Annotated in this window: 22 protein-coding genes; 15 read left to right on the top strand and 7 right to left on the bottom strand. The window is 37.4% G+C overall.

All coding sequences use genetic code 11. The annotated features are described in order from the left end of the window. The first annotated feature begins 400 nt into the window (after positions 1-400). From H560_RS0108415 to H560_RS0108390, 6 genes are all read left to right on the top strand, one after another. Positions 401-1516 (top strand): endo-1,4-beta-xylanase, encoded by a 1116-nt coding sequence (locus H560_RS0108415; RefSeq protein WP_027379631.1) that lies wholly within the window; start codon positions 401-403, stop codon positions 1514-1516. Positions 1517-1563: 47 nt separating this feature from the next. After that, positions 1564-2538, top strand: coding sequence for a glycoside hydrolase family 43 protein (locus H560_RS0108410; protein ID WP_027379630.1), 975 nt, complete (start codon positions 1564-1566; stop codon positions 2536-2538). Between the two features lie 81 nt (positions 2539-2619). Next, the gene (locus tag H560_RS0108405; protein WP_027379629.1) at positions 2620-4653 is read left to right on the top strand and encodes an alpha-glucuronidase; all 2034 of its coding nucleotides are present in this window, start codon (positions 2620-2622) and stop codon (positions 4651-4653) included. 27 nt (positions 4654-4680) lie between these two features. Continuing rightward, positions 4681-5334: a fructose-6-phosphate aldolase gene (fsa, locus tag H560_RS0108400; protein ID WP_027379628.1), complete on the top strand. Its 654-nt coding sequence runs from the start codon at positions 4681-4683 to the stop codon at positions 5332-5334. Positions 5335-5533: 199 nt separating this feature from the next. Further along, positions 5534-6721: a galactokinase gene (galK, locus tag H560_RS0108395; RefSeq protein ID WP_027379627.1), complete on the top strand. Its 1188-nt coding sequence runs from the start codon at positions 5534-5536 to the stop codon at positions 6719-6721. Then, positions 6705-7778, top strand: coding sequence for a UDP-glucose--hexose-1-phosphate uridylyltransferase (locus tag H560_RS0108390; RefSeq protein ID WP_027379626.1), 1074 nt, complete (start codon positions 6705-6707; stop codon positions 7776-7778). Before galK ends, H560_RS0108390 begins: the two co-directional genes overlap by 17 nt. 68 nt (positions 7779-7846) lie before the next feature. Here H560_RS0108390 and H560_RS0108385 read toward each other — a convergent pair whose 3' ends face one another. The 7 genes from H560_RS0108385 to H560_RS0108360 all read right to left on the bottom strand — a co-directional run bounded on the left by H560_RS0108385 (position 7847) and on the right by H560_RS0108360 (position 13782). Further along, entirely contained in the window at positions 7847-8608 is a 762-nt protein-coding gene (locus tag H560_RS0108385; RefSeq protein ID WP_034752407.1) for a lipopolysaccharide kinase InaA family protein, read from the bottom strand. Between the two features lie 17 nt (positions 8609-8625). Further along, positions 8626-9672 carry a glycosyltransferase family 9 protein gene (locus H560_RS0108380; RefSeq protein WP_027379624.1) on the bottom strand — a complete coding sequence of 349 codons (1047 nt, stop codon included), beginning with the start codon at positions 9670-9672 and terminating at the stop codon, positions 8626-8628. Between the two features lie 138 nt (positions 9673-9810). After that, the gene (locus H560_RS0108375) at positions 9811-10980 is read right to left on the bottom strand and encodes a serine hydrolase domain-containing protein (protein WP_027379623.1); all 1170 of its coding nucleotides are present in this window, start codon (positions 10978-10980) and stop codon (positions 9811-9813) included. A 340-nt stretch (positions 10981-11320) separates the two neighbouring features. After that, positions 11321-11752 carry an FAD-dependent oxidoreductase gene (locus H560_RS23320; RefSeq protein ID WP_228372446.1) on the bottom strand — a complete coding sequence of 144 codons (432 nt, stop codon included), beginning with the start codon at positions 11750-11752 and terminating at the stop codon, positions 11321-11323. 38 nt (positions 11753-11790) lie between these two features. Continuing rightward, positions 11791-12489, bottom strand: coding sequence for an FAD-dependent oxidoreductase (locus tag H560_RS23315; RefSeq protein ID WP_228372445.1), 699 nt, complete (start codon positions 12487-12489; stop codon positions 11791-11793). Positions 12490-12512: 23 nt separating this feature from the next. Then, positions 12513-13259 carry a helix-turn-helix domain-containing protein gene (locus H560_RS0108365; protein WP_034752404.1) on the bottom strand — a complete coding sequence of 249 codons (747 nt, stop codon included), beginning with the start codon at positions 13257-13259 and terminating at the stop codon, positions 12513-12515. Positions 13260-13422: 163 nt separating this feature from the next. Beyond that, a complete protein-coding gene (locus H560_RS0108360; protein ID WP_027379621.1) occupies positions 13423-13782 on the bottom strand; it encodes a hypothetical protein in 360 nt (119 codons plus the stop codon). Positions 13783-14310: 528 nt separating this feature from the next. Between H560_RS0108360 and H560_RS0108355 the strand changes: the two genes are divergently transcribed. From H560_RS0108355 to H560_RS21325, 9 genes are all read left to right on the top strand, one after another. Then, on the top strand, positions 14311-16221 hold the full coding sequence (locus tag H560_RS0108355) for a polysaccharide biosynthesis protein (RefSeq protein ID WP_051289228.1): 1911 nt from the start codon (positions 14311-14313) through the stop codon (positions 16219-16221). A gap of 271 nt (positions 16222-16492) precedes the next feature. Continuing rightward, the gene (locus H560_RS0108350) at positions 16493-17284 is read left to right on the top strand and encodes a polysaccharide biosynthesis/export family protein (protein WP_027379619.1); all 792 of its coding nucleotides are present in this window, start codon (positions 16493-16495) and stop codon (positions 17282-17284) included. Positions 17285-17291: 7 nt separating this feature from the next. Continuing rightward, positions 17292-19631, top strand: a complete 2340-nt coding sequence (locus H560_RS0108345; RefSeq protein ID WP_027379618.1) for a GumC family protein — start codon at positions 17292-17294, stop codon at positions 19629-19631. A 2-nt stretch (positions 19632-19633) separates the two neighbouring features. Beyond that, on the top strand, positions 19634-20602 hold the full coding sequence (locus H560_RS0108340; RefSeq protein ID WP_027379617.1) for an SDR family oxidoreductase: 969 nt from the start codon (positions 19634-19636) through the stop codon (positions 20600-20602). Between the two features lie 21 nt (positions 20603-20623). After that, on the top strand, positions 20624-21913 hold the full coding sequence (locus H560_RS0108335) for a nucleotide sugar dehydrogenase (protein WP_027379616.1): 1290 nt from the start codon (positions 20624-20626) through the stop codon (positions 21911-21913). A 55-nt stretch (positions 21914-21968) separates the two neighbouring features. Further along, a complete protein-coding gene (locus H560_RS0108325) occupies positions 21969-23351 on the top strand; it encodes a hypothetical protein (protein ID WP_155844979.1) in 1383 nt (460 codons plus the stop codon). After that, on the top strand, positions 23348-24442 hold the full coding sequence (locus H560_RS22325) for a right-handed parallel beta-helix repeat-containing protein (RefSeq protein WP_051289226.1): 1095 nt from the start codon (positions 23348-23350) through the stop codon (positions 24440-24442). Before H560_RS0108325 ends, H560_RS22325 begins: the two co-directional genes overlap by 4 nt. Continuing rightward, positions 24442-25692, top strand: coding sequence for an oligosaccharide flippase family protein (locus H560_RS0108315; protein ID WP_034752402.1), 1251 nt, complete (start codon positions 24442-24444; stop codon positions 25690-25692). The genes H560_RS22325 and H560_RS0108315 overlap by 1 nt, the downstream gene beginning before the upstream one ends. Then, positions 25670-26251: an acyltransferase gene (locus H560_RS21325; RefSeq protein WP_051289224.1), complete on the top strand. Its 582-nt coding sequence runs from the start codon at positions 25670-25672 to the stop codon at positions 26249-26251. The genes H560_RS0108315 and H560_RS21325 overlap by 23 nt, the downstream gene beginning before the upstream one ends. The last annotated feature ends 3 nt before the right edge of the window (positions 26252-26254 follow it).

Below are 26254 nucleotides of genomic sequence, written 5' to 3'. Positions count from 1 at the left end.
CCGCCCTCCGTTCCCGCTATTTTTTGTCATTGCGAACAAAGTGAAGCAATCTCAGGAACTTTTAGACAGTCGCAATAACAAAAAATGAGCTCCACTCAGGTCGGGCTGCGAGTGATTCGCATTAAAAAAACTCCTGAAAGGATCAATTGGAAAATCAATAGGAACGGGCTTTAGCCCGTTAATAAAAGACAAGGAAAAAGACTTCATCCAAAATTTATAAGTTGCGGCTTAACGAATGAAAATAAAAATCTTATGAGCCTTGTCAAGGTTCCAAACCTTGACAAGGCAGATTGAACAAGTATAAAATGTAGACATTTCTAGGTGAAACACCTTTGCGAACAAAGAAACGTTCAGCAATCAAAAAAAATAGCGGACTTAGCGTTAATATTAAAAATTAATTATGAAAAAAATAGTAGCATTATTAGGAATTTTAACCTTAGCTGTCTCCTGCAAAACAGCAGGCACGGCCAGCTCTGACAATACCCTGAAAAGCGCATTCAAAAATAAATTCTATATCGGAACCGCAATGAGTCTTCCGCAGGTTCACGAAACGGATACGAAATCGGTTGAGATCATTAAAAATCAGTTCAGCTCGATTGTAGCGGAAAACTGTATGAAATCAATGTTTTTACAGCCGGAAGAAGGCAAATTCGTCTTTGATGATGCCGATAAATTCGTGGCGTTCGGAGAGAGAAATAAGATGTTTATCATCGGGCATACTCTGGTTTGGCATTCACAGCTTCCGAAATGGTTTTTCGTGGATAAAGATGGAAAAGACGTTTCCGCGGAAGTTTTAAAGCAAAGACTGAAAAACCACATCACAACGGTTGTCACCAGATACAAAGGCAGGGTAAAAGGCTGGGATGTTGTAAATGAAGCCATAATGGAAGACGGTTCTTACAGAAAAAGTAAATTCTATGAAATCCTTGGCGAAGAATTTATTCCTCTGGCATTTCAATATGCTCAGGAAGCAGACCCGAAGGCAGAGCTTTACTATAATGATTACAACGAATGGCATCCCGGAAAAGTTAAGACGGTGATAAAAATGGTCAAAGATATGAAGTCCAGAGGAATACGGGTTGATGGTGTAGGAATGCAGACTCACGTTGGAATGGATTCTCCTTCCATCAGTGAATATGAAAAAGCACTGGTCGATTATGCTTCTGCCGGCGTCAAAGTAAATGTTACTGAAATGGAAATCAGCGCGCTTCCTTCGCCTTGGGGAACTTCGGCCAACGTTTCCGACACTGTGGAATATCAGGCAAAAATGAATCCTTACACCAAAGGTCTTCCGGAAAATGTAAAATCAGCGTGGGAAAACCGTTATCTTGATTTTTTCAGATTATTCCTAAAACATCAGGATAAAATCCGAAGAGTGACTTTGTGGGGTGTTACCGATAATCAATCCTGGAAAAATGATTTCCCGGTAAAAGGCAGGACAGATTATCCTTTACTTTTTGACAGAAATGATCAGGCAAAACCTGTGGTGCAAAAAATTATTCAATTAACAAAATAGAAATAAGTCTAATATCTAATTTCTAACATCTAACTTCTAATTAAAAAATGAAAAAAGCAAAATATCTATTCCCGAAAGATTATATGGCAGATCCTTCCGTACACGTTTTTGAAGACAAATTGTACATCTATCCCTCACACGACCGGGAAAGCGGAATAGAAGAAAATGACAACGGAGATCATTTTGATATGAATGATTATCACGTTTTTTCCCTGGATGATGTTGAAAATGGAGAAATTACAGATCATGGCGTTGTTCTTTCGGTAAAAGACATTCCCTGGTCGGGGAGACAGTTGTGGGACTGCGATGTTGCCCATAAAAACGGCAAATATTATATGTATTTTCCTTTAAAAGATAAAAATGATATTTTCAGAATTGGTGTTGCGGTGAGCGACAAACCTTACGGTCCGTTTGTTCCCGAAAAGCATCCAATGATGGGAAGCTACAGCATCGATCCCTGTATTTTTGAGGAGGGCGGAAAGCATTATATGTATTTCGGTGGAATCTGGGGCGGACAGCTGCAGCGTTACAGAAACAACAAAGCACTGGAATCAGCCATTCTTCCTAATGAAAATGAGCCGGCAATTCCTTCAAAAGTTGTTTTATTGAGTGATGATATGCTGGAATTCGGAGAAGAGCCGAAAGACGTTCTCATTGTGGACGAAAACGGAAATCCTCTGCTTCACGGTGACAAACATCGCTTTTTTGAAGCTTCCTGGATGCATAAATACAACGGTAAATATTATTTTTCATATTCTACAGGAGATACCCATTTGATTTGTTATGCCACGGGAGATAATCCGTATGGCCCGTTTACTTTTCAGGGTGAAATTCTAACGCCTGTAGTAGGTTGGACAACCCATCACAGCATTGTGGAGTTCAAAGGAAAATGGTACCTGTTCTTCCATGATTCTGTACCGAGTGAAGGAAAAACCTGGCTGAGAAGTATGAAAGTAATTGAGCTTGAATATGACGAAAATGGTAAAATTAAAACCATTGAAGGTCTGGAAGAAAATCAATAGGAACGGGCTTTAGCCCGTTTTAAAATAGAATATGCAATTTGGCTTCAGCCAAAACCTAAATAATTTTGAAAAAATTCACCAATGCAAAAATTCCGACTTTACATTCTATTATTTCTAATGATTCCGTTTGCAGTTTTCGCAGAAGACGGAAGTCAGCTCTGGCTTCGGTTTCCGGCAAAAAATGGAATTTCAGCAGATAAAATTATTTTCAAAGGAAATAATCCCACTTTAAATATTGCTAAAAAAGAATTGATGAATCATTGGCAGGGTCAGGAAATTGAACTTAGAACCGACAGATCATTAAAAAGCCTGAAAGGCGGATATAAAATACAATCAGTTCAGAATAAATTGGTTATTTCTGCAGAAAAAGAAATAGGCTTATTGTATGGGGTTTATCATATTTTGAGGCTGCAGCAGACAAAATCAGCTACAGCAAATCTTGCCATCACCGAAAAGCCATCATACGATGTCAGAATTCTCAACCATTGGGACAATCTGGACGGAACGATAGAACGTGGTTATGCAGGACACTCCCTTTGGAAATGGGAAGATTTACCCAACAAAGTTTCCCCGCGATACGAAGAATATGCAAGAGCCAATGCTTCCATTGGAATCAATGCAGCAGTGCTCAACAATGTGAATGCTTCTCCGAATATGCTCCGAAAAGATTATCTCGAAAAAGTAAAAGTTCTGGCAGACATTTTCAGACCTTACGGCATTAAAGTATATTTATCAGTAAATTTCTCTTCACCGAAAGTATTGGGCGGACTTGAGAATTCAGATCCTTTGAATAAAGACGTTCAGAAATGGTGGAAAGAAAAAGCATCAGAAATTTATAAATTAATTCCTGACTTCGGAGGTTTTTTGGTGAAAGCCAATTCCGAAGGACAACCCGGACCGCAGGATTATGGAAGAACGCACGCAGATGGAGCGAATGTGATGGCAGATGTACTGAAACCTTATGGTGGAATCGTGATGTGGAGAGCATTTGTTTACAGCCCAAGTTCCGAAGACCGTGCAAAGCAGGCTTATCTGGAATTTGTTCCGCTTGACGGTAAATTCAGGGACAATGTTATTATTCAGATTAAAAACGGGCCTGTCGATTTTCAGCCTCGTGAAGCATTTAATCCACTTTTCGGGGCATTAAAAAAGACTCCGGAAATGGTGGAATTTCAGATTACCCAGGAATATCTGGGGCATTCTAATCATTTGGTTTATTTAGCCCCATTATTTAAAGAAACTTTAGACAGTGATACTTATTCGGATGGCAAAGGTTCTACAATTGCTAAAATTACGGACGGAACATTAAGATCCTCAAAAATTTCGGCTATTTCGGCTGTTGCCAATATCGGGGAAGATAAAAACTGGACCGGTCATCATTTTGCGCAGGCCAACTGGTATGCTTTCGGGCGTTTGGCGTGGAATCACGATCTGACTTCAGAACAGATTGCCGATGAATGGATCAAAATGACTTTTAACGATAATGAAAAATTTATTAATCCCGTAAAAGAAATAATGCTCACTTCAAGAGAAACTGCCGTGGATTATATGATGCCGCTCGGTTTACACCATATTTTTGCAGGAGGACATCATTATGGCCCGGAACCCTGGGGCGATTATAAGGGCGGAAGGGCGGACTGGTCGCCGGTTTATTATCATAGAGCCGATGCTCAGGGAGTAGGTTTCGACAGAACAAAAACGGGAAGTAATGCGGTTTCACAATATTTCCCGCCATTAAATGAAACGTATGGAAACATCAAAACCTGCCCCGAAAACCTGATTCTCTGGTTTCATCATGTTCCATGGGATTATAAAATGAAAGACGGAAAAACTTTATGGGAAGCGCTTTCTTACAAATATGATACAGGCGTAAAAAATGTCCGTGACTATCAAAAAACATGGGAAAAGATGCAGCCGTATATTGATGAAGAAAGGTTTGAAGAAGTCCGGTCGAAGCTTAAAATTCAGGCAAAAGATGCCGTCTGGTGGAAGGATGCCTGTCTGCTTTATTTTCAGACCTTTTCAAAAATGCTGATTCCTTATGAAATTGAACAGCCGGTTCATGAGCTGGAAGATTTGAAGAAAATCAAATTGAAAATGGGGCATCATAATTAAATCTTATAAATAACTTAAACAAATTATATGAAATTTTTTATTGACACAGCCAACCTCTCGATGATAGAGGAGGCCAACGCATTGGGAATACTTGATGGCGTTACCACAAACCCTTCTTTAATGGCAAAAGAAGGAATTTCCGGCAAAGAAAATATTCTTAACCATTATCTTGAAATCTGCGATATTGTAGATGGAGACGTAAGTGCAGAGGTCATCGGGGTCACTTACGATGAAATGATTGCGGAAGGAGAGGAGCTGGCAGCACTTCATCCTCAGATCGTAGTAAAAGTTCCTGTTACCAAAGACGGAATCAAAGCGATAAAATACTTTTCAGGAAAAGGAATCCGTACCAACTGTACCCTTATTTTCTCTGCCGGACAGGCACTTTTGGCCGCAAAAGCCGGTGCAAGCTATGTTTCACCTTTTTTAGGAAGGCTGGATGATGTTTCCACCGACGGTTTAAATTTAATTGAAGAAATAAGAACCATTTTTGATAATTTAGGCTTCGAAACAGAGATTCTGGCTGCTTCTGTGAGACACAGCATGCATATTATCAATTGTGCTAAAATAGGCGCCGATGTAGTAACCTGCCCATTGCCTCCAATCTTGTCTTTGCTAAAGCATCCATTAACAGACAGCGGTTTGGAGCAGTTTATAAAAGATTCGCAGAAAATGAAATAAACTGATCTACTAAAACTGCAAAAAATAATAAAAAGAAAATAATGTGATAATCAGTGCTTTTATATAATATAAGTTTTTGAATAATAAATTAAATCAGGATTAATCAAATAGTATAAAGAATTACTATAAATTAATTTTAATCTAATAAAAATTAGTCTTTATCAAAATATATTCTAAAAAAGCATAAATTGCAGTATCTATGAAGGAGAAATTAATCAATCATACAAAAGAATCATTCCAATCATTCTTCCATACAGAGCCGGATCATTTTTTTCTTGCTCCGGGAAGAATTAATATTATCGGTGAGCACGTAGATTACAGTGACGGTTTTGTGCTTCCTGCCGCCATCGACAAATATATTTGTTTTGCCGTAAAAAAGGTGGATGACTCAGAAAACTGTACTTTTTTTGCAAAAGACTTTGACGATTCTTTCAGCTTTAATGTTCATCAGAAACAGGCTCCCGTCTCAAAAATCTGGGTAAATTATCTTCTGGGTGTTTTTAACACTATTCAGGAAAGCGGAAAACAGATCGGAGGTCTGCAGATTGCTTTCAGCAGCACGATTCCGATGGGCTCAGGTTTATCGTCTTCGGCGGCTTTGGAATGCGGATTTGCGTTTATTCTCAATCAGCTTTTTGATTTAAATTTAACAAAGAAAGAGCTTGCGCTCGTTGGTCAGAAATCCGAACATACTTTTGTAGGGGTCAATTGTGGAATTATGGATCAGTTCGCATCCGTATTCGGTAAAGAACATCAGGTGATTATGCTGGACTGCAATTCTTTGGAACATCAGTATTTTGAAGCTAATTTAGGAGATTACAGCCTGGTGCTTTTTGACAGTTGTGTAAAGCATACCCATCTGACTTCCGGTTACAACGACAGAAGAAAAGACGTTGATACAGGAAAAAGAGTACTCTGGGAAAAGTTTCCTGAGGTAGAGAAGTACAGGGATTTCAGCATTTCCATGCTTGATGAAGTAAGGTCTGAAATAGGAGAGGTATCCTATAAAAGATGCAGGTATCTTTTGGAAGAGATCGAAAGAGTGAAAAAAGCAGCTAAGGCTCTGTCAGAAGGCGATGTAGAATATTTAGGAACACTTCTTACCGAAACTCATTCCGGGCTTTCCACCGAATATGAAGTAAGCTGCGAGGAGCTTGATTTTATGGTAAAAGAAACGTTGAAAGAAAACGGCGTTTTAGGTGCGAGAATTATGGGTGGTGGATTCGGCGGATGCAGCATCAATTTGATCAAAAATGAAAATATAAATGAGGTGATTGAAAAAATCAGCGAAAAATATAAAGCAGATTTTGATATCGAGATGAAAGTGTACCATGTAAAAATATCGGATGGAATTAATGAATACCAAAGAAATGAATTCGTCATTTAATCAAAAAAAGCATCCTCACAGAAGATATAATCCGCTTTTGGACGAGTGGATACTGGTTTCCCCGCAAAGAGCCAGCCGGCCTTGGCAGGGACAAACCGAAAAAACAGCCGAAGAACAGCTTCCTGTTCACGACCCTAATTGCTACTTATGTTCAGGAAATATCCGTGTAAATGGTGAAAAAAATCCCGAGTATAAAGGGGTGTATGTTTTTGACAATGATTTTGGTTCTCTGATGAAAGAAGATGTTGAATTTTCTGATGAACAGCCGGACTTCTTTGCATTAAAGCCGGAACGGGGCATCAACAGAGTGATTTGCTTTTCAGAAAATCACAGCCTTACGCTGCCGGAAATGGAAGTTGATGACATTAAAAAAGTAGTAGATGTCTGGCAGGAACAGTATAAAGAACTTGGGGCTGAAGATTACATTAATCATGTTCAGATTTTTGAAAATAAAGGAAGTGTAATGGGCTGCAGCAACCCGCATCCTCACGGACAGATCTGGGCACAGTCATCCATTCCGTCTACAGTTTTGAGAACTGAGGAAAATCTGAAAAAATATTTTGAAAAAACCGGAAATTCTCTTTTAGAAGATTATATAAAAAAAGAACTGGAAATCAATGAGAGAATCATTCTGCAAAATGAAGATTTTGTAGTAGTGGTGCCGTTTTGGGCCGTCTGGCCTTACGAAACAATGATTGTCAGCAAAAGAAAAGCCGAAAATTTATCAGAGTTTTCAGATAGCGAAAAGCTTTCTTTAGCATCAATTATAAAGGATTTAACAACCATTTACGATAATCTTTTTGAGATTTCTTTTCCATACTCAGCGGGAATTCATCAATCGCCAACCGATGGAAAGCTACATCCTGAATGGCATTTTCACATGCATTTTTATCCGCCATTGCTCAGAAATGCGGAAGTGAAAAAATTTATGGTAGGCTACGAAATGCTGGCAGAACCACAACGCGACATCACACCGGAGCAAAGCGCAGAAATATTAAAAGATCTTTCAACGGTGCATTATAAAATAAATAAGCAAATCAATAACAGAAATAATTGAGTAAAATGATTTCTGTTTTTGATCAGGCTGAAACAATGAGGATGTTCACAGCTAAATTTATTTCACTTCTAAATTTTTATCACACGCTTATATAGCTTCAAAATCTTTTTTACCTTACGTTTAATTCGCATTTTATTGGTGGCTTCAAGGATTTTTTTTAAGCAGTAATCTGATGAGATTCCAGATAGTAGGGCATATTCTCCGGCGATTATTTTTATAATTTCAGGATCGTTTGTAAGCCTCGCAAAATTTTTAAGCCGCTTGTCGATCTCAATGTTTGCATGGAAATTCATTCTGTTTAGGTCTACCATATAAATTTGATAGCTGTCATTTTCCTTTTTAATTAAAAAATTATTTGGAGAATTATCTAAAAACTGAATGCCGTCATTATGCAGGCGGTACATCAATAAAGTATATTCTTTAATAATTCTTTCCCTTTCAGGATATGATGTATCACCAAGAATATCTGTGAGAGTGCGGCAATCGTCCAGTTGTTCACTTATATAATAGCTGGAAGTAAGTCCTATAAAGTCGTGATTTTCAATGTAGGCAACCGGTTTTGGTGTGTAATATTTTTTACTTAGAAGCATGTGAGCATATTCAAAGGAGCGTCTTGCTTTTGATTTGCGGTAGAATTTGTAGACATGCCTGTTAATAATATTATGCTGTTTGAATGATTTAAAGTTTAAAATTAAACCATTCACATCAAAAAACTTAATAACATTTCTTGTGCCGCTGCCAATAAGAACTCCATCATCTTTAAATTTTTTTAAAATATGCAGAACGTCCTGTTCATATTGTAATCTATCTTCAGCAAATGCCAATTTCATAATTATTAATTTTAAAATTAGATGTGGATCATAGTTTCCCGGAGTAAATTCATGATGCTTTCGTTATCATGCTGACCGGTATTAACGGAAAAGCTTCTGTTGTTGTAAGGTTTGTACATATCCTCATTGGTTACGGAAAAAAGCCCTACTGTAGGGGTTCCCGTTGCACTGGCCAAATGCATAACTCCATTATCTGCAGCAATGAATAAGACCGTATTGGCAATAAAAGCGCCCATCTCGCGGATATCCGTACTGTAGAAGGATGGAATGGCGAAATTTAATTTTGATATGTTTTCAACCGGCAAAAGCTCAACAATATTATAATCCGGAAAAGTTTGTTTTAAGAGATTGTAAAATGCATTCCACCAGTCTTCCGAATAGCATTTATCCCCAGTGGCATTGGTAAAAAGACAGATTGTTTTTTTATCATTTTTTGTGATGTTAAACAGTTTTTTCCTGCCTTCTTCTTTCTCCTCATTACTCAATTTAAGATCTAAAGAAGGGATTTCGGCTGTGTTTCCCGGAATTCCAAGCTTTGTAATGTATTCTCTTAGGTTGTAGATGCTGTTTTTAGCAGTATGATGATAGTCAGGATATTTCACCGAAGTGCCTTCATCAATATCCCCGAACAATTTGTATTTCGAATTGGCAAAAAGGGTCGATAATCTCCCGGACGATGATCCGAAGCTGGCATTAATTACCAGATCGTACCTTTTTGTTTTGATGGTTGCCCATCCTTTTAGATACTTAAAAATATTGCTGAATGGCTTTTTTGGAAGCTGGATAATTCTGTCAATATTGGTATAATTTTTATAGATGGTGGGCGTAATTCCTCCTTTTACAAACAGATCAATTTTACTGTCCGGAAATGTATTAATGACTTCCTGAACCAATGGAGAGAGCAAAAGTAGGTTTCCTAATCTGTGGTTGGGCCGTGAAATTAATATTTTCTTTATTTGAATGTCTTTTTTTAGGTCTATTTCAGAATTTGATCTTCCGATATTTTTCGTCAAATTGCGCATTATAGATCTTCTGGCGGCATTTACACTCTTAGGGACTTTCATAAATAAAATTATTTATTAAAAGACTGCAATTTAGTTAAAAATTGCCTCACAATGAGTTGATATAATGTCAATTTTTAATAACAAATATTTATTTACGTAATAGATATAAGTAATTAAGACATTGTGCCCGTTTGAGTTTTATTTCTGGTCATAAGGAATGTACTGATCCCATTTCCAGGGTGTAAAAGTATCAGCAATACCAAATTCTAAAAGATATTTAAAAATTCCTTCGGCATGTTCACTATTAGACATGATCACCATCGCAGTACCTTTATCAGGGAAAATAATACCATAATGATGGAAACCGTCTCCACCTCCTTCTTTGAAGGCTGCCCGTCCGTAAGGCGTTTTTAGTAATCCCCAGCCAAGCCCGTAGGACAATTGAATATCATCATTGTAGTCACCATCAATGGCTGCACCCGGGCCAAACTGGTTTTTAGATCTGATTCTAATCTGAGGTGAAAATATTTCTTTGTATGAAGAATATTTTAGAATTTTTTTATTCAATACTGCGGTGATAAATTTGCAGTAATCTTCAAATGTTGTTTCCAGTGTTCCTGCACCTCTTGGTGCATTGTCTTTGTCTTTTGGATACACTTTTCCGTCTTTGTCGTGTCCATTTGCAAAATCTGATTCAAAGGCTGGCTGCCATCTGTAGCTTGATGAAAGCATTTGCAGCGGTTTAAAGATTTTTTCCTGCGCAAGATCTTCCAGAGATTTTCCCGTGATTTTTTCCAAAACAATCTGAAGGTAAGTGAGCCCTTCGCCCGAATAGCTGTAACGGGAACCGGGCTCGTATTTAATGCGAAGTTTTTCGTCCGGCTCAAACCACCTCCAGTTTGGAAAACCCGTTGTATGGCTGAGACACATACGTGCCGTGATTTTTTTGTAACGTGGATCGTCTTTAAGTGCGGTGTAGTCCTCGTGCCATACTTTGTGCGGATATTCGTAAATCGGTTTCGGCAGGTATTCCTGTAAGGGCTTGTCCAGGCTTATTACCTTCTCTTCAACAAGCTTCATGATAAGAACTGCAAATATGGCTTTGCTCAAGGATGCTCCATACATGTTTGTCGTTACCAGCAGAGGTTTTCCCGTTTTATTATTAGATGTCCCGAAAGCCCGTTGATACACCATATTATTTTGGTTAAAAACCGCAACTTCCAGACCTGTCACTTTTGCTTTATGTATCAGTGTATCAACTCTTTGAGTTAGTGCATCGGCGTTAATTGTTGTTCCGTCCAGCCGTTTAATGGGAGTCTGCCCAAATACAAACGTGCTGAATAGGATTAATAAAGATGAAATTTTCATGTTAATATTTTTGTTAAAAGTTTAAAAATGATAATTCTGATTGTAATGATCAGCGAATTAGACAAATGATAAACACTTTATCATCTCTGATAAAATGCTGATTTGAAAGAAAATAATCACCACGCAGCTTTAATGATAAAGCCGTGCAGTTATGCTTTTTTGCACAGGTGATATTTAGTTGAATTTTTTAATATCACAAAGTTAAAATTTTTTCGGATTTATTATAAAAAAGATAAAAAAATTAATAAGTGTTATTCAATTTAATGTGTTCAAACTAATATCTTAATCTTCATTTGCTCATTAGTATTCATAAGATTAATTTTAAAATTCAATCAATTGCCTATTCGGTATGATGTCCACTGAAAAAATCAAGCATTATGGATAATGAATTCTCATTATGCATCTTTTCTCCGTTTTCAAGAGATTCATTGGCAATATGGGAAGCTCTTTTTCTCATATTCGTTTCATAAAAAGAAATGGCATCCACTATAGAACTGTGCTCGCTGCTTGTAAGGTTTTCGCTCAATTGAAGGGCATCGAGCATCGCCATATTTACACCTTCACCAGCAAAAGGAGGCATTACATGGGCAGCATCACCAATTATTGTGAGATTGGGCAAAGCTTTCCAGGTCTGGTTTAAAGGCATGCAGTAAATAGGACGGGGAATGAAAGGCACTGTAACATTTTCGAAAAGCTCAAACCAGATGCTGCTCCATTCAGGATATTGTATTTTAAACCAATCCAGAATCTGTTTTTTATCTGAAAAATCCAAACCACTTTTTTCCGGCCAGTCTTTTTCTGCTTTAAAGCTTATATAAAATCCGATCTCAGTATTCCCTTTTTGCCCATCAGGATATTTTTTTCATTTCCGAAAGCCATTATTTTTCCTCCCCGAAGTATTGCAGAAATGTTGGGTACTGCCTGATCTGCATTGTAGACAGTACCTTCAAGCATGAGTATGCCTGAATAGAAAGGCTTTATGTCTGTAAGGTAAGGCCTTATTTTGGAATTTGCTCCGTCTGCGCCTATCACCATATCTGCATACGCGCTCATTCCGTCTTTGAAATGAAGAAGCCAGCCGCTGCCGTTTTTTTCCATTGAGATAAAATGGCTGTTCCACACAATAGTTTCGGGTTCCAGGGATTCCAGAAGTATTTTCCGTAATGCACCGCGGTCTATTTCCGGACGGAAGTGTTCGTGTCCGAAATTTTCATCCTTTTTGGTTTCATGGTCGCTGTACAGTATTTCTGCCTGCTCGTTTACAATGGTCGTTTTATCTGCACCCGGAAGAAAATTCTTTTTAAATTCTTCCATTAATCCGGCTTTTTCAAGAGCTGCCAGACCGGAGTTTTCATGCAGGTCAAGCAGTGAACCCTGAACTCTTGCATTTTTATCAATGTCTCTTTCATATACTTTTACATTAATACCTTTCTGCTGTAAAAGTCTTACCAGTGTAAGACCGCCCGGGCCGCCACCTACAATTGCTATTTGCTTGTTTTTTAACAACATTATTTAAGATTTAGACTACAAAATTATGAGGACTTGTAGACTAAAAATTGTAAAAATCGGTCGTTTTTATTCTTGTGAAGCTCTTTGGGCGAAACTCCGGAAAATTGTCTGATTTCTTTGATAAAATGAGACTGGTCGGTAAAATTGAGCTGCGGGTAAAGTTCTCCGTTTTTGATATGGGAAAGGGAAGCCTGAAAACGCAGTATTTTGCAGTAGGCTTTCAATGACAACCCGAAGTGCTGGCTGAAATATCGGTTGATCTGTCGCTGGCTCCAGCCCACTTTTTCAGAAAGCTCACGGATTGAAATTTCACCATTGGAGGTAACAATCAGACGAAATAAATTACGTTTTCGTTCATCAGTTTCTTTTGGAAGCAAAAGACTGATTTTTTGAGAAATCTTTTTGCAAAAACCTTCAAAATCATCAAGATCTTCAAGACAGATATCCCAAAAGTTATCAGGAAGTAATTTGCCTGTATTCACCAGATCAGCTACAGAATGATTAAAAATATATTCTATGGCAAACGGATTAAAGCTTACAGCACAAAACAAGGAAACCTCCTGATGGATGTATTTTGGTTCAGTTTCCAGTCCTAATAGCACCGTCTGGAGCTTTCCGTTTGCATCTTTTGAAAATATCAGATCAACTTTTCCGTTTGGGATGATGACGGCTTCATGGTCATCTGAAAAATTTTGCAGTGAAGAAAAGCAATAGACAAAATCGCTGAGAGATTCCTCCGGCTCTACGAGCTTAAATGCAATATTTTTCATGATTTGAAGAATTTTAAAATCATTCTTTTTCCATTTCCCAACAATGTTTTTAGACTGAACAATTATAGCTGTAAATCAGCCTGCCGCTTTACGTAGAAAACAGCAAAAAAAATCTCCCAAAAAACAATGAAATTTTTCTGAAAAACTGACAAAATTCCAGTTATCAGCTTAGCTGATAATTTACAATAACCAGGCTCAAAATGAAATGTACATATTCCTGTTCGGCCTCATCGCGGTTGATCAGTCTGTTTTTATAGTCGTAAGAGTTCAGTACGGCTGTTAATTTCTGATAAGTTTCAAATTTATCATCCTTTATCTTTACCCTTCCGTTTCCCTCTCTTGTTTTGATAATTTCATCATCCAGCGTTCTTACTTTAAACAAAGCTTCTACCAATTTTGGGTTGAAGTTCATTTTCCCGATATATCTTTCTACGATATTAATCTTAAAAGAATCAAATACGATTGTGCTAAAGGCAATGTTAGAGCCACGCTCCTGCGTATTCAGTTCAAGCGTATAATTCATAAGTTTAATTTTTACAAAGTTAACAATGAAGAGAAAGAAAACAAAATAAAATATTGAAATGAGATAAAAATCTATCTTATAATCTTGGAGTATTTTAAAATTTAATCAGAATTTTAATTTATAAAATATTGATAATTAAGAGATTGTTTCAGTGCTGAGAAATTTAGCATTAAAATTTATTAATTTATAAGAATATTGAAATCGTAAAAAAAAGACTTTAATTTTATAAATTATTAACATTTATTATTTTTAAAATAGTGTGATTGGAAAATCATTAATTCATGCCAAAATTGTGTTTAAACTATTGTTTCACAAAGTGTTAATTATAGCTAATGAAAAATTTTCTAATTAATAAAATGCAATGCTATTCATAGTATTGATTTATATTAATCTTAAAAATTGCATTTAAACAAAATTAAATTCACGGAAATTAGAAGTTTTAATAATATTCATTACCTTTGCTTAACGAAAAAAAACCACCAAATGTTGAATTAATATAAATCTGATATTTTAGGTCTATTTTGTAGTATGGGGAATGTTTTTAAAATCAAAGAGTTAAGGTTTATACCTAGATGGTTAGTTTTTTTTATCGATGTTTCTATCATTTCTTTTTCAATTTTAACTACTTACTTGTTCTTAAAAAATCTGAAAGTAGAAATCAATTACATCGAATATCTAAACCAAAAAATATTTGCAATAATTATTGTTAATATTTTCTTTATGCTCCTGTTCAAAACCTATGCAGGAATTATAAGACATTCAACTTTTTTTGACTTTTTTAAAATTGTGTGGTCATCGGGCAGTGCTCTTGTGGTATTATTGGTGCTTAATTTTATGTCAGAAAAGAAACTGGGTATACCGGTGTATCTGTATCCCGCTCTTTTCTTATTTTTTTTTATTTCCACTTTTCTGATGTTCTTTTTCAGAATGGCTACTAAAAAACTGTACAGAACAGTGATGAATTCCGGCAATATGTCCAAAGTAAAAGTAGCTGTAATAGGAGTGGAAGATGAATCTCTGGCTTTAGCAAATGCTATTATTCATAACCCCGGCCAGCCTTATCAACTGGCAGGCTTCATTACAGAAAGATCAGATTCTAAAAAAGCAATGCTGCTGGGTTATAAGATCTACAATAAAAAAGAATTTATAAATAATAAAAATTTACTGAAGAGATTTGATGCCGTTTTAATCAAAGGAATAATGTCGAAGCCTGAAATGGAAGAATGGACTTCTCTTGCCCTGGATAACGGATTAAAGGTTTTAAAAGCACCAAAGATCAGCAAAATAAAAAAAGGAGGAATAATTGGAGGCATCCGCCCGCTTCAGATTGAAGATCTTCTCAACCGAAAGCCAATCAAGATTGAAAATGAAGAGGTTAAAAAACGCCATTTTAATAAAAGTGTCCTTGTAACCGGTGGAGCCGGATCCATAGGGAGTGAAATTGTAAGACAGGCTGCACAGATGAATCCATCGATAATAGTTGTGGTAGATCAGGCGGAATCTCCGCTTTATGAGCTGGAACTGGAGCTTTTGGAGAGATTTCCTGAGCAAAAGTTCAAATTTGTGCTGGCTGATATTTCAAACCGCCACCGGCTTGAAAAGCTGTTCGAAGATTACCGGTTTTCAATAGTTTATCATGCGGCAGCCTACAAGCATGTTCCTTTAATAGAGGATAATCCTCATGAAGCTATTTTCGTAAATATCGGAGGAACTAAAAATCTTGCCCTGCTGGCTAAAGAATATAATGTGAACCGTTTTGTAATGGTCTCCACAGACAAAGCCGTGAATCCTACCAATGTGATGGGAGCTTCCAAAAGAGCAGCAGAGCTTTTTGTACAGTCTTTACAGAATTCACCGGAAAATACTACTAAATTTATTACAACCCGTTTTGGGAACGTATTGGGCTCTAATGGTTCTGTGATTCCGCATTTCAGGAGACAGATTGAAAAAGGAGGTCCTGTTACCATCACCCATCCGGATATCATCCGTTATTTTATGACCATTCCTGAAGCCTGCGAGCTGGTTTTACAGGCCGGAACAATGGGAATGGGAGGTGAGATCTATGTTTTTGATATGGGAAAACCGGTTAAGATTCTTGACCTGGCTAAACGAATGATAAAACTGTCGGGCTACACGCCGGATGTTGATATTAAAATAGATTTTATCGGGTTAAGGCCGGGTGAAAAGCTTTACGAAGAGCTTTTAACGGATAATTCCACAACGATCCCGACTCATCATGAAAAAATTATGATTTCCAGAGACCCGGCAATGGAGTTTGAGGAGATAGATATTTTATGCAAACATATTATGCGCTCGGCAATTAAAAAAGACAGCCTGGAAGTTGTGAAATTGCTGAAGGATATTGTGCCGGAATTCATCAGCAATAATTCTGAATTTGAAATTTTAGACAAGATTCACGAAGAAGAAGTTTTACAATAAAAAGGCACTGTCTGAAAATTTAAACAAAATTGGAAAGCTGAATTTTAAACTACTGAAACACTTTACACTAAAGATTTTTTTCGAATTTAAGAACAAAGCGGAATGAAAATTGCATAAAAAAGACTTGATCCTAGAATAATATACATTACTTAAATACGTTTCACGTATAAGTGATATTTCTTAAAATGTTAAATAATATACATAATATATTCTTTTACAGTTGATTATATTAAATAAACAAAAAAATAAAATCGAGAGACTACAATACTATATGAAGACCACTACTATTATTACATATCTGATCCTGTTGGCGGTTACGCTTTTTTCGTGTAAGCCTAAACAGAATATGGTATACGTGTCAAAGCATAATATGGAAGAGGAAGTTACCAGAGCAAAATTTGAAGGACTGCATATTCAGGAAGGGGATGTTCTCCTTATCCTTGTTTCTGCTTTGGATGAAATTGCGGTAAAGCCCTTTAACCTTAATACAACAAACAAGGTAGGAAGTGATTCCGGTACGGGGATCAATCAATATGTGCAGCCAAGCGAATATGTGGTAAATGAAGAAGGAAACATCTATTTTCCGGTAATAGGAAATGTATATTGCAAAGGAATGACTCAGATTCAGCTGAAGCAGGACCTTGAAGCCCGTCTGAAGAAATATCTTACAGATCCTATGGTATCAATTACCCTTAAAAACTTTAACGTAAGCATTCTTGGTGAAGTAAAAGAACCGGGTCAGAAAGAAAGTGTTTCCCAGAAAATCAATGTTTTCCAGGCTCTTGGCCTTGCAGGAGATATGACAGATTTCGGCGACCGTACCAACGTGAAGCTTATCCGAACGGGTGAAGACGGTACAGACCAGATCGTGAATATAGATCTTACAAGAGCAGATATTGTGAGCTCGCCTTATTACTACATGAAGCAGAATGATATCCTATATATACAGCCGGATAAAAATAAGCAGGTTCAGGCGAATTCTAACCCGAACAGAGCACTTACATTCCAGATTATTGGTGCATTGCTTACGGCAGGTACCCTTATTGTTGCCCTAACACGATAATATATATATGCAGCAGACAGAATTTCAGTCAAGAGAAGAAAGTTTTAACTTAAGAAGAACGGTCTCTAATTATCTGTATAAATGGCCGTGGTTTATTGCCTCTGTTTTGGTCTTTGTAACAGGCGCTTACATTTATCTGAGATACAGCGTTCCTCAATATCAGACGAAGACAACCCTTAAGTTTGATAAAAAGCAAAACGATCTTTCCTCAGCGCTTGCCGACCTGGATAACCTGGGAATAGGTCTTGGAAACTCCGATGAGCTGAAAAGTGAGGCGGCAGTAGTAAACTCCAGGCCGATTTTGATGCAGGTGGTGAAGAACCTTAATCTTAATGTAGAATATTTCAATGCGGGTGAGATCAAGGACTCACAGCTGTTCCTGAAAGTGCCTATTACGGCTAAAATATTAAGCTTTAAAGATGAAAAGTTTAAATCTGCACAGTTTACCCTTACTGAAGTAAAAGGGGATCAGTTTACCCTTCAAAACGAAAAAAAACAAAACTTTAAAGGTACATTCAATACACCATTGCACCTGGATTTCGGGACAGTTATTCTGAACAAAAATCCTGCAGTTGCCTATAAAGATAAGTCTGAATATAAAATTGTTTTCTCAAACCCTATTGAGAAAGTAAAAAAGCTGGAGAAATCAATACAGGTTAATCTGCCGGATGAAAAAGCGATGTTGATGGATATTAGCCTAATAGGCTCTCTTCCTGAGAAATCTGAAGCAATCCTTAATGAAGTAACAAAACAGTATAATATCGACGGCCAGAGAGATAAAAACCTGCAGGCTCAGAATACCCAGGAGTTTATCGACAAAAGGCTGGAGGTTATCACCAAAGACCTTTCCGGGGTAGAAAACCAAAAGGAAGATTTCCAGAACAAAAACCGCATTGTAGATTTACAGGCGCAGGCTGAGCTTGCCCTTCAAAATACGAGCGAAAATACAAAAGCTCTTCTTCAGCAGCAGGCACAGCTTGATCTCCTAAATTCACTTTCTGCAGAAGCTACAAAAAGCAACAGCCAGCTGATGCCTTCCAATCTTGGTTTAAATCCTTCTTTAGAACAGACTATTTCTCAGTATAATTTATTATTGATCAGCAGAAATAAAACCCTGAAGCAGGCTACCAATGAAAACCCGGCTGTCATAGAAATGAACAGGGAAATTGCTTCATTGAAAGACATCATCAGGGATAACATCCGTGAGCAGAAAGAAGCTGTACAGGCGGGTATTTCACAATTACAAAACCAAATTTCTACTAATAATAATCTTATAGAAAAAGTTCCGGGACAATCCAAAGTCTACCGGGGAATTGAACGTCAGCAGAATCTTAAAGAACAGCTTTTCTTATTCTTACTTCAAAAAAGAGAAGAAAATGCCATCAACCTTTCCGTAGATGTTCCGAAAGCTAAAATCGTGAATCCGGCCTTTACGCTGGATGCCCCGGTTTCACCTAAAAAAGACCTTATTTTTGCGGCAGCTTTATTCCTTGGAATATTGATTCCTTTCGCTATCTTTTATTTATTGTTCAATTTTGACGATAAAATCTACACAAGAGACGATATTAAAGAACGTTCAGGATTGGGTGTTCTGGTTGATATTCCCTCACTTAAAGATACAGAAAGCCATTTGGTGCAGAAAAACGACTTCTCTGAGCTTGCAGAAGCATTCAGGGTGCTTGTTTCCAATCTTAAATTTGTTTTACCGGTAAAAGATTCTGCTAAAGTAGTGATGGTAACTTCTTCCGTAAAAGGGGAAGGAAAAACACTGGTATCGGTAAATCTTGCCCTTACGCTGGCTAATAAAAACGGAAGAGCACTTCTGATAGGTTCGGATATCCGAAACCCGCAGATCCAGCGATATGACAGTGAACCAACAAAAAGAAAAGGTCTTACCGAATACCTTTACGATGAAACGGTAAATGTAGAAGAGCTTATTCATACTTCTACTACAAACCCATCTTGCGACGTGATTTATGCAGGGGCAATCCCTCCTAATCCTCAAGAGCTTCTTTCTAACGGAAGATACCAGAAGCTTATCGCACAGATGTCATCCCAATATGCTTATATCATCATAGACTCGGCGCCGCTGATGCTGGTTTCCGATACATTGAGCATCGCCGATACCGCAGATGCGACCTTATATGTAGTGAGATCAGGCGTTTCAAGAAATATTCTGATAGATTTTGCTAATGATCTTGTGAAAGACGCCAAGCTTTCCAATGTATCATTTATCATCAATGATGTTTCGAGACGTGCAGGAGGTTATGGCTACAACTACAGCTATGGCTATGGCTACAGTAATAATGATAAGAAAAGTTGGTGGAAGAAAATCTTTAAATCATAGAAATGTATAAAATTTTAATTACAGGAGGAGCGGGTTTTATCGGTTCCAACTTAACGGAATATTTTTTAGATAAAGGTTACAATGTTGTTTGCTTAGACAATTTTGCAACCGGGCACCGTCATAACATCGAGCCTTTTCTTAGCAATCCGAATTATAAATTAATTGAAGGAGATATCTGTGATTTGGAAGTTTGCCGCAAAGCAGTAGAAGGAGTAGATTATGTACTTCATCAGGCTGCATTGGGTTCCGTTCCGAGATCAATCAAAGATCCAATTAAGAGCAACGAGGTTAATGTTTCGGGTTTTCTGAACATGCTTGTTGCGGCCCGGGATGCTGAAGTTAAACGTTTCGTGTATGCTGCTTCATCTTCTACGTATGGTGATTCTGCATCGCTGCCGAAAGTGGAAGATGTGATCGGGAGACCATTGTCACCGTATGCCATCACCAAGTATGTCAATGAATTATATGCTGATGTATTCGGGAAAACGTACGGAATGGAATGCATCGGGTTGAGATACTTCAATGTTTTCGGGCGCAGACAGGATCCTAACGGTGCATACGCAGCGGTAATCCCGTTGTTTATCAAGCAATTAATCAATCATGAATCTCCAAAAATCAATGGTACAGGAGATTATTCACGTGATTTTACTTATATCGATAATGTTATTCAGATGAATGAGCTTGCTATGCTCACTAACAATCCTGAAGCGGTGAATACAGTCTACAATACGGCTGTGGGAGACCGTACAACGCTAAATGATTTAATTAAATATTTAAAAGAATACCTGAGCGAATTTGATGCGGAAATTGCCAACATCAATGCCGTACACGGCCCAAACAGGATAGGAGATATTCCTCACTCGCTGGCCTCTGTGGAAAAAGCAGAAAAATTACTAGGATACAAACCATCCCACACCATTGAAAAAGGCTTAAAAGAAGCCATAAGTTGGTATTGGGAAAATTTAAAATAACCATTTTCAAATAGAATCTTTGTGGAAAAAAAATATAAAATTGCCGTTATCGGACTTGGATACGTAGGCCTGCCTTTAGCCCGATTATTTGCAACCCGGTTTCCGGTTGTAGGTTTTGATATCAATCAGAAAAGAATTGAGGAGCTCAATACCGGTGTAGACAGTACACTGGAAGTGGAAAATGAGATCCTGGAAGGTGTTTTAACTCAGAATAATCCGTTCGTGTCTTCGGAAAACGGGTTGTATTGCTCTTTTGACATCAATGATATTAAAGATGCAAACATCTACATCATTACGGTTCCTACTCCGGTAGATCAGCATAACCGTCCGGACCTTACCCCTTTGTACAAAGCCTCTGAAACAGTAGGAAAAGTATTGTCTAAGGATGATATCGTAATCTATGAATCTACGGTATATCCCGGGGCTACGGAAGAAGAATGTATTCCTGTCCTGGAAAAAGTTTCGGGATTGAAGTTTAATGAAGATTTCTTTGCAGGATATTCGCCGGAGCGTATAAATCCGGGAGACAAAGAACATACGGTGGAGAAAATTTTAAAAGTTACTTCGGGTTCCACACCGGAAATAGGAAAAATAGTTGATTCTTTATACAAATCTGTGATCATTGCCGGAACGCATCTGGCTCCGACAATTAAAATAGCTGAAGCGGCAAAAGTTATTGAAAATTCACAGAGGGATATTAATATAGCATTCGTTAATGAACTGGCGAAAATCTTTAATCTTCTGGAAATAGACACCCATGCGGTACTGGAAGCAGCGGGAACAAAGTGGAACTTTTTACCCTTCAAGCCGGGGCTTGTAGGTGGTCACTGTATCGGGGTAGATCCTTATTATCTTGCTCAGAAAGCACAGGAAAAAGGTTATCACCCGGAAATTATCCTTGCAGGTCGCCGTCTTAATGATTCGATGGGTCAGTATGTGGCTTCCCAACTAGTGAAATGCATGATCAAAAAGAAGATTACTATTAATGGAGCCAGGGTTTTAAATCTTGGAATTACCTTCAAAGAAAACTGTCCTGATGTACGAAATACCAAAGCGGTAGACGTGATTCACGGGCTGGAAGATTATGCATTGCACGTTACAACTTACGATCCGTGGGCAAGCCCGGAAGAGGTAAAGCATGAATATAATCTTGATGTTGTAAATGAAATTCCGGAGGAAAAATTTGATGCTATTATTCTTACTGTTGCGCACAAAGAGTTCAGCAGCCTGAATCTGAATAATTATCTGAAAGAAGGCGGAATAATTTACGACGTAAAAGGAGTTTTGGAAGAATGTGACTCCAGATTATAACACACTAAGCAGAAGAAAAGAGTAGAACGTAAACTTCACAAGAAGAAGCGTACCCATGAGCATGGAGGTAAATAAATCATCAAAATTAGCTTTATTTTGTTTAAGCTTTTTGTTTTTTTTCATAGGTTTTGTGATCTATGGAAAGGTGAATAATACCTCATATCCAGACGTATTTCTTCTGCCTGTGGGCCTCGGATTTTTTACCCTGTTTGTTGCTAATATTTTTGAAAGATTAAAGTCTTACTTTATTTTCTGGATCATTACCATCCAGCAGGTGGTGCGGTATCTGGTGATTCCGTTTCTTTTCATAACCGGTGACAAATTAAAGTTCGGGGCTACAACCATCAATGAGCCTTATGCTGTGGCAATGATGCTTGTGGAGCTGCTTTTTATTTTGATAGCTTACCATATCTGCACGTTTTCCAAACAAAGCGGGGAGAGAACGGCGGAGCTGCATTTTTTGAAGCTGAATACCATTAATACCGGCTTATTCTTTTTGTTTATAGCAATTATTGCACTGAATAGAAGCTTTTTACAGAAATTGAGCTTTGTATGGGATATTGCTGCTTATTTAAAGCTAAAACTTTCCGGTGACCTGGAAAATGTTTCACCGCTGGTAAGTATTATGTTCCCGGTAATGAGGGCTTATATTGTGCTCTATATTTTCTCTGTGATAGATTCATTTAAAATAAAGCAAAGCACAAAGCTTATCCTTTCGATTATTGTAGTGCTTATCAATGCTACGATCATCATCGGGATCAGCCGTTTCAGTATTGTGTACGCTACTTTTCCTTTAATTCTTTTATTGATTTATTTTTACCCGAATTATAAGAGGAAGGTTGTTACCTATACGTCTGTTTTTTTTGGACTTATCCTGGTGCTGGCTTCACTGGCCAAGTTTTCCGGCGAAACAAAAAAAGCGGATGTGGGAGGATTTTTCACCCTTCATCAGCTGAACGCGTATTTCGGAGGTGTGGCCAATTATGCAATCGGGTATGATTCTTATGAAAAGAATGTAATTAACCCTTCAGACAAATATTATTATTTAATCTCGGATATTACCCAGAATATCCCTGTTTTATCAAAGTTTTCAAATGATAATTACAAAACGAATATAAAATTCAACAACCAGATTTACGGAGCCGGCCGTTCCAGGGATCAGATTGTTCCGGTTTCTGTAGCAGGGCTGTATCATTTTTCGATATATTTTTTTTACATCTATATCTTTATACTTACTATTCTTGCTTTTAAATTTGAAAGAAAAGCTTATTATACTACCAATTCACCGGTTTTATTTTTCTTATATGTAATTCTGGCGTTCGGATGCTCTACTTCAATGATGATTAATATAGGTTCCATTTCCGCTACATTACTTATCAACCTGGTAGTATTCATACCATTCTTTACAATGATTAACAAACTAAATCCAACAAAATGAAAAAGCTGATTTTATTATTCTTTATGCTCATGTATTTTTTGGGAAGTTGTCAGGAATACGTTAAAGACCGTTTTTCGGGATACGATGCTGTGAGGGCTCAGTATTTCAAAAATGCGAAAGATCTTACCGCTTATCTGCCGAAAGGATACTCCGTAAAAGGAAATATAGATTACACATCTTATATTCAAAAAGGAATTAACGAAAATTCTGCGCTCATCATGCCGGATTTTCCTGTGTTGATGAATGAAAACGGATTGGCTTTAAAATCTAACCAGAAAATTCTTTTTCAAAAGAATTCAAGGCTGATTATGAAGCCCAACAGCAAAGATAGAAACGGGATACTGAATTTATTTAATATTCAAAATGTAGATATTTATTACCCGAGCCTTACCGGAGACAGGCACAAACACCTTTCTACAAAAGGAGAATGGGGAATGGGGATTTATATTCTTTCAAGCTCGAACATCAGTATTACCGGTTCCTACATAGAAAGTGCATGGGGAGACGGGATTTGTATCGGTGGGAGAAATAACATCAGCTCTTCTGACATCACCATCAAAAATATTATCCTGAAAGATAACCGCAGAAACGGGATTACTATCGGCGGAGTTTCTAATCTTACGTTGGAAAATGCTTATATCGCCAATACATCGGGAACCAATCCTCAGGCGGGAATTGATATAGAACCCGACAGCAATTTTTATGATGTAAAAAATATTAAGCTCAATAATATTGAAACTAAAGACAACGGCAACTACGGAATCATCATTTCACCCGGGAACATGGTGGGAAAACAGCAAAAATTGATTTCTGTTTCCATCAATAATTTTAAGGATAACGGATCCAAAATAGGCTTAGGAATGGCCGTGACCAGAGATAAGCCCAATACAGGCTTTCCCCAGCTGAACGGAAATATCAGCGTGACCAATTTTTCTTCGCAGAATAACTCTACGGCAAAATTCAGGTCATTTAAAGGTGCTCCGCATCAGGTAAATGTAAAAATGGATTTCGGACAGATAGGAGCGGCTTCCAGAGGCGCAAATTATGATCAGAAATTTAAAAATAACAGCGAAACAATTACCTTAAAGTAATGATCAACAGGATAAAAAAGATATTTAATACCAAAGATAAAAAAGCATTGTTGGAAAACTTTGTTTCATTATCTGCATTGCAGCTTGTAGGAATGTTGCTGCCCCTTATCACCCTGCCTTATATTTTGCGGGTAATAGGGTTCGAAAAGTATGGTATTATTGTCTTTTCAGCCTCCCTTATCGCTTATTTTACGGCACTTACGGATTACAGCTTCAGAATTACCGCTACCCGCGATGTGGCCGTTAACAGGGACAGCCCGAAAAGGCTGAATATCATTTACAGCAAGGTTTTAACGATAAAAACGCTTTTCCTGCTGATTTCATGGACAATTATTGCAATTGCGGTTTTTGTCTATCCGCCGTTTTACGAAAATAAAGAAATCTATTTTTATACAAGTCTGCTTCTGCTGGGCTATGTTCTGTTTCCGGAATGGTTTTTCCAGGGCATTGAAAAAATGCGCTACATTACCTATCTGAACTTAGGAATCAAGCTTTTCTTTACTCTATGTGTTTTTATTTTCATTAAAAAAGAAAGTGATTTCTGGATTTATCCTTTGCTTCAGAGCGCCGGATATATCGGGGCCGGATTGGTAGGACAGTATGTAATGGTGAAAAAATATAAGCTGAAATTTATCTTTCTTCCCTACAAAATGATTGCGAAATCAATAAAAAGCAACTCTCCGATTTTTATTAATCAGTTTGTGCCTACTTTATATAACAATACCAGCACTTTCCTGCTGGGAATTGTGGGAACTGCCCAGCTGGTGGGGATTTATCAGGCAATTTTAACGGTTGTGAACCTGATTGTAACCCTAATCGAAATTCTGTCCCGAGTATTTTTCCCTTTTTTAAACCGAAAGAAAGATGCTTTCCAGTGGTATAAAAAAATGATGCTGATTACGATAAGCGTATTAATTTTTGGGGTTTTGATTTTTAATAAATTGATTTTCTGGTATTTAAATATAAGCTACGATAATGCTTTCTGGATATTGCTGATATTATCAGCCGGACTGTTCGGTTATACTTTGTATAATATTTTCGGGCTTAATTATTTTATAGTACACCGTGAGGACAAGCTGGTCATGAAAAATACCCTGCTGTTCTCCATTTTAGGCTTTTTTATCACCATTCCATTAATTAAATATTTCACAATTTTTGGTTCTGCGATAAGCCTTAGTCTGGTAAGATGTTTAATTGGTTTTAACCTCTTTTTTAAATGGTTCAAAAATGATAATAAGCAAGATTTATAATAAGCTTCTGAATATATTCTTAAGCAGCTATTATAAAAACATTAAGAATATTAATTTTTTGGGAACAGTCCATTTTAAAGGCGTTCCTGTGATTTTTAAGCATCAGGATGCCAGAATAACCATTGGTAAGAATACATTGATCAATTCTTCAAAAAAGAAGTATCATATCAATATGTTTTCCTCTTGTAAGCTGCTGGCAGACAGACCTCAGGCTGAAATAATCATTGGTGAAAACTGCAGGATCCACGGAACATGTATTCATGCGGTAAAAAGAATTGAAATAGGAAATAACTGCCTCATTGCGGCAAATACAAATATCATCGATTCCAACGGACATATTCTGGCCATGGAAAACCCTGTAGAAAGGCTTACCGTAGCAGATGAAGGCAGGGAAGTAATTATAGAAGATAACGTCTGGATAGGATCAAATGTAACGGTTCTGGGTGGCTCTGTAATAAGAGAAGGTGCCGTCATAATGGCAGGCAGCGTGGTAAAGGGAGAGGTTCCGGCGAAAAGCATATACGGAACAGATGCGTATAAAGTGATTAAACAATATTGATAG

This window comes from Chryseobacterium daeguense DSM 19388 (assembly GCF_000430825.1).
Taxonomy (GTDB): Bacteria; Bacteroidota; Bacteroidia; order Flavobacteriales; family Weeksellaceae; genus Chryseobacterium; species Chryseobacterium daeguense.
The sequence above is the reverse complement of the archived record's forward strand: the minus strand, read 5'-3'. Positions and strand labels throughout refer to the sequence as shown.